Here is a 6,232-nt window from a genome sequence, read left to right as displayed (position 1 = left end):
TGGATCTTGCCGCTATCCACCAGTTTGCCGAGACCTGCCGACAGTTTGATCGTGGCGAGCAACGGCAGGAACTGACACCTCGGGCGCGCTTCCAGCAGGATTCCCATCGCTGGCAACTGGAAGAGGATCAGGATGAAGTGGTTAACCAGGCGACCCGGCGCCTGGCGAAGGTGTTACCGACCTGGCGGATCGGGTTGGGCATCTAGAGTGCCTCAAGGGGTTGTCGCGAGATATCTGAACGAGGTCATTTCAATGCGCCCCCGCACAAACAAATTTTCCTGGTGGTCCATGCGGACCATAAAGTAATCCAGTTCCCGAGCTGCCCAGAAACGTGAGCGTTTGCTTCGTTCCGGGTAATCCCGCTCTACGCTGGTGGCATCCCATTCACCGGCGGGCGTCTCCAGGTTTTCCTCTCCTAGAGAACGGTACTGATAGTGTGCCATGCCATCCGGTTCTGCCACCGGGTAGCTGAATGCCGCGTCGCCCCGGGCCATATTGCAGCGGGCCATCATGGCCACACTAAGCGCATCCAGGGCATCGTCCACTAGTGGATATATCGCGTTGCTTCCCTGGGCTTCGCGGTCTTGCCAATCAAACAGAATTTCGCCTTCCCGGCGCAGACCGAAGCCGGCACTGGCATGGCGATAGTGGTGGGGCCGGGCGGTACAGTCATGCCAGCGGAAGGTGGCCACTTCCTCGTGTTGAAACAGGCGATTTTCAATACGGAAATGGAGCTGGTAATCCTGATCTTCCTGGGTCAGGCGGATGGTTGCATTGAGACCAAGCGGGATGCCATTGACCACAACCCGGTATTCGGCCTCAGCAGGCTGGAGCGCTACCGGGAAGGGGGGGAGTTGACCGGCAGATTCAGCAAACAGTGACTGGGACGCCAAAAACATCAGGCCCGTCAGCAGCCGTAAGGGCCGAGTAATTACAGTATGATTCGCCACTTTCCCAGTGTCCGCCAGTTAAATGAGTATGGATGATAGCACGCTCCACATTGCCTTCGAGGCCTCACCATCTCTTAAGCAATCCATTGAGCGATTTATTGATGGGATGCTGGCTGCGCCCGGTCGTTGCCACCTGGAAGAACTGGATGCCCTGGTTGTGCCTTTTGTTGATGAAGTGCTGTCGGTGTTCTTCAAGGGACCGCTGGAAGCGGCCAAAGCAAAGGGGCCCTCGGCAAGGCTGATTCTGGGTGCCATGAGAGTGATTAACCGCTCGGCGGACAGTCTCATTGGCCGGTTGATGAAGAACACCACCGTAGACGAGCAGCTGGCCCTGGCGCGGTATTTCTGCAATTTGCGCCGTTATCGAGGTGACAAGCTGTATGTGGCTTACTCGTTGAGCCCGGCCATGGCCGAGAAGGCCAGTCTGGTGTTCCAGGCAAGTCTACTGGGCGATGAAGACATGGCCGGGCTGCTTGATGTGCTGCAGGCCATCAACGATGGTGCGATTACGCATTTCATGGATAACTCGGTGGCTTGTCTGACACTGGGTCGAGTAAACCGTGCATTAGTCTCCGCTGCTCGTGTTACAATTTGTAAAGCAACGGCGTCCGCCACTCACAAGGGACTGCCGGGCATGGAGGCCAGCGCCAGGAAAGCGGTGGTGCACTATTTTGATCAGATGCTGATACGGTTCGATGATGGATAGCAGGGAAAATCGCGGTGCCAACCGCCGCAAGCTGGCACGAATCAATACCCAGATGCGGGTAGATATCTTTCGCCACCGCCTGATTGGTGGGTGGCGCTTTGTGGCCCGTGCCAAGGCCATGGACTACAACCGCTACGGGGTTGGCCTGACTTCACCGGTCAGCTTGTCACGAGGGACCCGACTCAAGCTGGACCTGTACGCGCCAGGCATGATCCTGCGTCAAGTATCGGCGGAAGTGGTCAGTTGTCACCGGGCAGGGCAGGCCTATCGTATCGGGCTACGAACCTATTCCAACCTGCGTGAACTTGCTGGCGATGCCCGCCAACACCAGATTCGTTATCTGGCGGGTATGGAAGAGCAGCTTTTTCCTCACTAATGCTGTTTCCGGATACAAAAAAGCCGCCCGAGGGCGGCTTTTTTGGTATCGGCTTACTTTTAGTTGCCGGAGGAGGGCGCTGCCGCTTTCTTCTTGGCAGGAGCCCGCTTGGCAACGGCTTTTTTCTTGGTGGCTGCTTTCTTGGCAGGGGCCTTTTTGGCAGCGGCTTTCTTTGCAGGAGCCTTGCGAGTGGCAGCTTTCTTGGCAGCGGCCTTTTTCTTGGCCGGGGCTTTCTTGGCAGCTGCCTTCTTGGGCGCAACCTTACGCTCAATTTCCTTGGCGCGTTTTTCCAGATCTTTCTCGTACTGGCCGATAACCCGGGACAGGCTGTGAGCCTGCTTGGCGGTGGCCTTCAAGACACGCACCTCAGTTTCCAGAATGCGCTTGCGACCTTCAGAGGCTTCAACCTGCTTGCGGGCATCTTCTGCCGCCTTGCGGGCACGCTCAATCTGTTTCTTGACGGTGGCGGTGGCACGGTCACGGTATTCCGCCTGCAGCTTTTCAACCTTGGCGAAGTACTCCCGCTGACGCTTCATTTCCTGGTTCAGGCGATCGCGCACCTTCTCCAGTTGTTTCTCAAGTTGACTGATCTGTTTCTCGCGTTCCTTGTCGAAGCGCTCAGCCAGCTTGCGAATCTGAGCCTGAAGTTCCTCGACAGTATCTTTCACCTTGCTAGCAGCCATGGATGACTCCCTTTCCCCTTCGGATTTTTCGTAGTGGCTTTGTGCCGGAGAGCAGCAATGCCCTGATTCAATGTTCACGTGCAACGCAGTTGCTGTAGCAACTTTATGCCACATCCCAGCACTGAACAACCATTGATCAATTGAAAAGCAGGCCGAACGTTGGATGCTGGACCTCAGACAGCGGGGAAAGCGCTTGTGGAAAGCATCGCTTCCCACAGAAAGACACCAACCACAAAATGCTTGAACCTGGTATCCGTTTTGTGATGTTGCGATTCGAGGATGCGCGCAGGATACTGGGCAAAATTCACCTTCGCCCGGGACCTATCATGCCGGTTTCCTTTGATGGCAAGCTGGTTATCGCAATCAGCTCACGCGCTTTGTTCAACCTTGCAGACAGCCACAGAGTCTATCTGGAAGAGGGGCTGGAAGCGTTTCAGGATTACCAGACCCGCCATGAAGACGATGTGCTGGAGCCCGGTGATGCCTTTCCCCTGGTGCAGAAGCTGCTGGCTATTAATGAACTGAAGGAAGGCAAAGGCCGGGTGGAAGTGATTCTGCTGTCACGCAACAGTTCGGATACCGGCCTGCGGGTTTTCAACTCGATCGAGCATTACGGGCTGCCGATTACCCGCGCGGCCTTCGCCGGAGGTGAAAGCCCACACCGGTATGTGTCGGCTTTCGGTGCCCACCTGTTTCTCTCCACTGACCCTGATGATGTACAGCAGGTTCTTGAGGCCGGTTATGCCGCCGCCACCATTCTTTCCGGCGGCCAGTGTCAGCGCCCGGATGGTATTTTGCGGATCGCCTTTGATGGCGATGCGGTGCTGTTTTCCGATGAGTCGGAACAGATCTTCCAGAGCGATGGCCTGGAGGCCTTTACCGAAAACGAAAAGCGATCGGCACGTCAGCCGCTGGACGGGGGGCCATTCAAGCCGTTCCTGGCGGCCTTGCACCAACTTCAGAACAGCTTCCCGGTGGAATCCTGCCCGATCCGCACCGCCCTGGTGACCGCCCGGGGCGCCCCTGCCCATGAGCGGGTGGTACGAACCCTTCGCGACTGGAATATCCGTCTGGATGAAAGTCTGTTCCTGGGAGGGCTGGCGAAAGGGGATTTTCTGCGGGCATTCGGTGCGGACGTGTTCTTCGACGATCAGCAAGGGCACTGTGAATCAGCTGCCCACCATGTGGCGGCCGGGCATGTTCCCCATGGCGTGGCGAATCGGCGCAAAAGCGGGGAGGGCTGAAGCCTCCGTACCCTCTTCCGGTTTTTGGATTTCCGTAGGAGCCCATGCTTGCATGGCAGAACAGCTGCCATTGCAAGCAGGTTCGCCATGCAAGCATAGCTCCTGTCTCCCTCTATTATCAGGACCTTCCTTCAAAACACCGCATACTTGATACCCAGGGCCAACAGAACGGTCACCAATACCGGGTGCATGATGTGATTGGGTATCCGGTGGCCCACATGGGTGCCAATGTAGATTGCTGGCAGCGAACCCATCAACAGAGCAACCAGCAGGCCCAGATCCACATGTCCCAGGGCCAGGTGACCGAGGCCGGCGATCAGGGTGAGTGGCACCGCATGGGCCAGGTCGGTACCCACCACCCGGATCGGTGCCAGGGCAGGGTAGAGCACCAGCAGAACGGCGGTGCCGATGGCGCCGGCACCCACTGATGACAGGGTGACGAAAATGCCCAGCAGAATCCCCATCGCCACCGTCCATGCGCCGGCCCGTTGCTGGACCGCCCCCAGCATGCCGGCAGGGTGGTGGTTTACCATTGCCTGCAGACGGTGCTTGAACAGCAGCACCAGGGCGGTGACGATCAGGGTTATACCCAGCGCGGTGGTGAGCAGAGGCGCATAGTCGTCGGCATCGGAAGCCAGTAACCACAGGGCGGTAGCGGTGAGCAGGGCGGCAGGGATGCTACCGAGCGCCATGCGCTTCATAATGGTCCAGTCCACGTTGCGGCGACGGGCATGCATCACCATGCCGGAGGATTTGGTAATGGCGGCGTAAAGCAGGTCGGTACCGATGGCAACCTGGGGCGGGAACCCGAACAGCAGCAGGATCGGGGTCATCAGTGAGCCTCCGCCGACCCCGGTGAGGCCAACCGCGAAACCGACCAGCGCACCGGCGCTTATATAAAGGAGCAGCTCCGGTTGCAGTATCGGCATACAGTGGCTCCTGGCAGGAGAAAAACTTGACGGGGCCACTATAAAGACGGTTATCTATGCTTTGAACGAATAATTATTTATATTTTTATAACCAGGTTGAGCTGGTATCTCGATTTGCCATTGATGGATATCACCGACCTGGGTGCCGTGTTCCGATTGCGGAGGCAAGGATGAAACTGCAGCAACTACGCTACATTTGGGAAGTGGCCCGCCATGATCTGAATGTGTCCGCCACCGCCGCGGCTCTCTTTACCTCGCAGCCTGGTATCAGCAAACAGATTCGCATGCTGGAGGATGAGCTCGGCGTCGAAGTCTTCGCCCGTAGCGGAAAACACTTGACCCATATCACCCCGGCAGGGCAGGCGATTCTGAAGATTGCCGGGGAAATTCTCCAGCAGACCGAATCGATTCGTCGAGTCTCCCAGGAATACCGGGATGAGTCCCGCGGTGAGCTCAGCATCGCCACCACCCACACCCAGGCCCGCTACGCCTTGCCGCCGGTGATCCAGCAGTTCACCGGGCGCTTCCCGGACGTGTCCCTGCACATGCATCAGGGCACGCCCATGCAGATTTCCGAGATGGCCGCCAACGGCAGCGTGGATTTTGCAATCGCCACAGAAGCCCTGGATCTGTTCACCGATCTGGTGATGATGCCCTGTTACCGCTGGAACCGGACCGTGGTAGTCCCGGAGGGGCACCCACTGACCAAGGTCAAGCCACTGACGCTGGAGGCTCTGGCGGAGTACCCCATTGTCACCTATGTGTTCGGTTTTACCGGCCGCAGCAAGCTGGATGATGCCTTTGTCGACAAGGGCCTGGAGCCCAAGGTGGTGTTCACCGCCGCCGATGCGGATGTCATCAAGACGTATGTGCGGCTGGGCATGGGGGTGGGCATCATTGCCCACATGGCCGTGGATCCCGTGGAAGACAAGGGACTGGTAGCACTGGATGCCGGGCATCTGTTTGAATCCAGCACCACCCGTATCGGCTTCCGCAAGGGCACCTTCCTGCGTGGCTTTATGTATGATTTCCTGGAAGCGTTCGCGCCCCATCTGACTCGGGAGCGCGTGGATGCGGCCATCAAGGCTCCCAACCGGGAAGAGCGAGAGACCCTGTTTCAAGGCATCGAGCTACCCATTCGCTAATATCCCTTGTGGGAAGCGATGCCAGCATCGCTTCCCACAAAATGCCCTCTCGTACAATTGCATAAGCCCGAAATCCAGCCTCCCCGTTGCAAAGCCCCCATGGCGCGGCTACATTGTGCGCGCCTTATCAACCCAAAGGGGAAAACCGTGGAATTGCTGTGCCTGGACCTGGAAGGGGTGTTGATCCCCGAAATCTGGA

General features: G+C 57.8%; 8 protein-coding genes. 5 read left to right on the top strand and 3 right to left on the bottom strand.

Annotated elements, in window-relative coordinates:
• Nucleotides 1-206, top strand: a 206-nt coding sequence (locus HUJ17_RS13950; protein ID WP_290511261.1) for a DUF2489 domain-containing protein, incomplete at its 5' end; no start/stop codon positions are given.
• Nucleotides 207-212: 6 nt separating this feature from the next.
• Here the strand turns inward: HUJ17_RS13950 and HUJ17_RS13945 are convergent.
• Entirely contained in the window at nt 213-899 is a 687-nt protein-coding gene (locus tag HUJ17_RS13945; RefSeq protein ID WP_290511260.1) for a DUF3108 domain-containing protein, read from the bottom strand.
• Nucleotides 900-978: 79 nt separating this feature from the next.
• On the opposite strand from HUJ17_RS13945, the gene HUJ17_RS13940 reads away from it, so the two are divergent.
• Together HUJ17_RS13940 and HUJ17_RS13935 are read left to right on the top strand one after the other, a co-directional pair.
• Entirely contained in the window at nt 979-1,656 is a 678-nt protein-coding gene (locus HUJ17_RS13940) for a hypothetical protein (protein ID WP_290511259.1), read from the top strand.
• A complete protein-coding gene (locus HUJ17_RS13935; protein ID WP_290511258.1) occupies nt 1,646-2,032 on the top strand; it encodes a PilZ domain-containing protein in 387 nt (128 codons plus the stop codon). Before HUJ17_RS13940 ends, HUJ17_RS13935 begins: the two co-directional genes overlap by 11 nt.
• A gap of 59 nt (nt 2,033-2,091) precedes the next feature.
• On the opposite strand, the gene HUJ17_RS13930 is transcribed toward HUJ17_RS13935, so the two are convergent.
• Nucleotides 2,092-2,715, bottom strand: a complete 624-nt coding sequence (locus HUJ17_RS13930) for a hypothetical protein (RefSeq protein WP_290511257.1) — start codon at nt 2,713-2,715, stop codon at nt 2,092-2,094.
• Between the two features lie 326 nt (nt 2,716-3,041).
• Between HUJ17_RS13930 and HUJ17_RS13925 the strand changes: the two genes are divergently transcribed.
• A complete protein-coding gene (locus tag HUJ17_RS13925) occupies nt 3,042-3,959 on the top strand; it encodes a 5'-nucleotidase (protein WP_290511256.1) in 918 nt (305 codons plus the stop codon).
• A gap of 131 nt (nt 3,960-4,090) precedes the next feature.
• Here the strand turns inward: HUJ17_RS13925 and HUJ17_RS13920 are convergent, their stop codons facing one another.
• Nucleotides 4,091-4,888, bottom strand: coding sequence for a sulfite exporter TauE/SafE family protein (locus HUJ17_RS13920; RefSeq protein ID WP_290511255.1), 798 nt, complete (start codon nt 4,886-4,888; stop codon nt 4,091-4,093).
• Between the two features lie 170 nt (nt 4,889-5,058).
• On the opposite strand from HUJ17_RS13920, the gene cysB reads away from it, so the two are divergent.
• Complete coding sequence (cysB, locus tag HUJ17_RS13915; RefSeq protein ID WP_290511254.1) at nt 5,059-6,033, top strand: HTH-type transcriptional regulator CysB; 975 nt, start codon at nt 5,059-5,061, stop codon at nt 6,031-6,033.
• The last annotated feature ends 199 nt before the right edge of the window (nt 6,034-6,232 follow it).

It is taken from the genome of Alcanivorax sp. (assembly GCF_014762765.1).
In the GTDB taxonomy this organism is placed as follows: domain Bacteria; phylum Pseudomonadota; class Gammaproteobacteria; order Pseudomonadales; family Alcanivoracaceae; genus Alcanivorax.
Note: the sequence above shows the minus strand (reverse complement) of the source record. Positions and strands in the feature narration are given on the sequence as shown.

Excerpts from the sequence above, each read along its gene's own strand:
- HUJ17_RS13930 (WP_290511257.1), bottom strand. The coding sequence starts at position 2,715 with ATGGCTGCTAGCAAGGTGAAAGATACTGTCGAGGAACTTCAGGCTCAG.
- HUJ17_RS13920 (WP_290511255.1), bottom strand. The coding sequence starts at position 4,888 with ATGCCGATACTGCAACCGGAGCTGCTCCTTTATATAAGCGCCGGTGCG.
- HUJ17_RS13945 (WP_290511260.1), bottom strand. The coding sequence starts at position 899 with ATGTTTTTGGCGTCCCAGTCACTGTTTGCTGAATCTGCCGGTCAACTC.
- cysB (WP_290511254.1), top strand. The coding sequence starts at position 5,059 with ATGAAACTGCAGCAACTACGCTACATTTGGGAAGTGGCCCGCCATGAT.
- HUJ17_RS13940 (WP_290511259.1), top strand. The coding sequence starts at position 979 with ATGGATGATAGCACGCTCCACATTGCCTTCGAGGCCTCACCATCTCTT.
- HUJ17_RS13925 (WP_290511256.1), top strand. The coding sequence starts at position 3,042 with ATGCCGGTTTCCTTTGATGGCAAGCTGGTTATCGCAATCAGCTCACGC.
- HUJ17_RS13935 (WP_290511258.1), top strand. The coding sequence starts at position 1,646 with ATGATGGATAGCAGGGAAAATCGCGGTGCCAACCGCCGCAAGCTGGCA.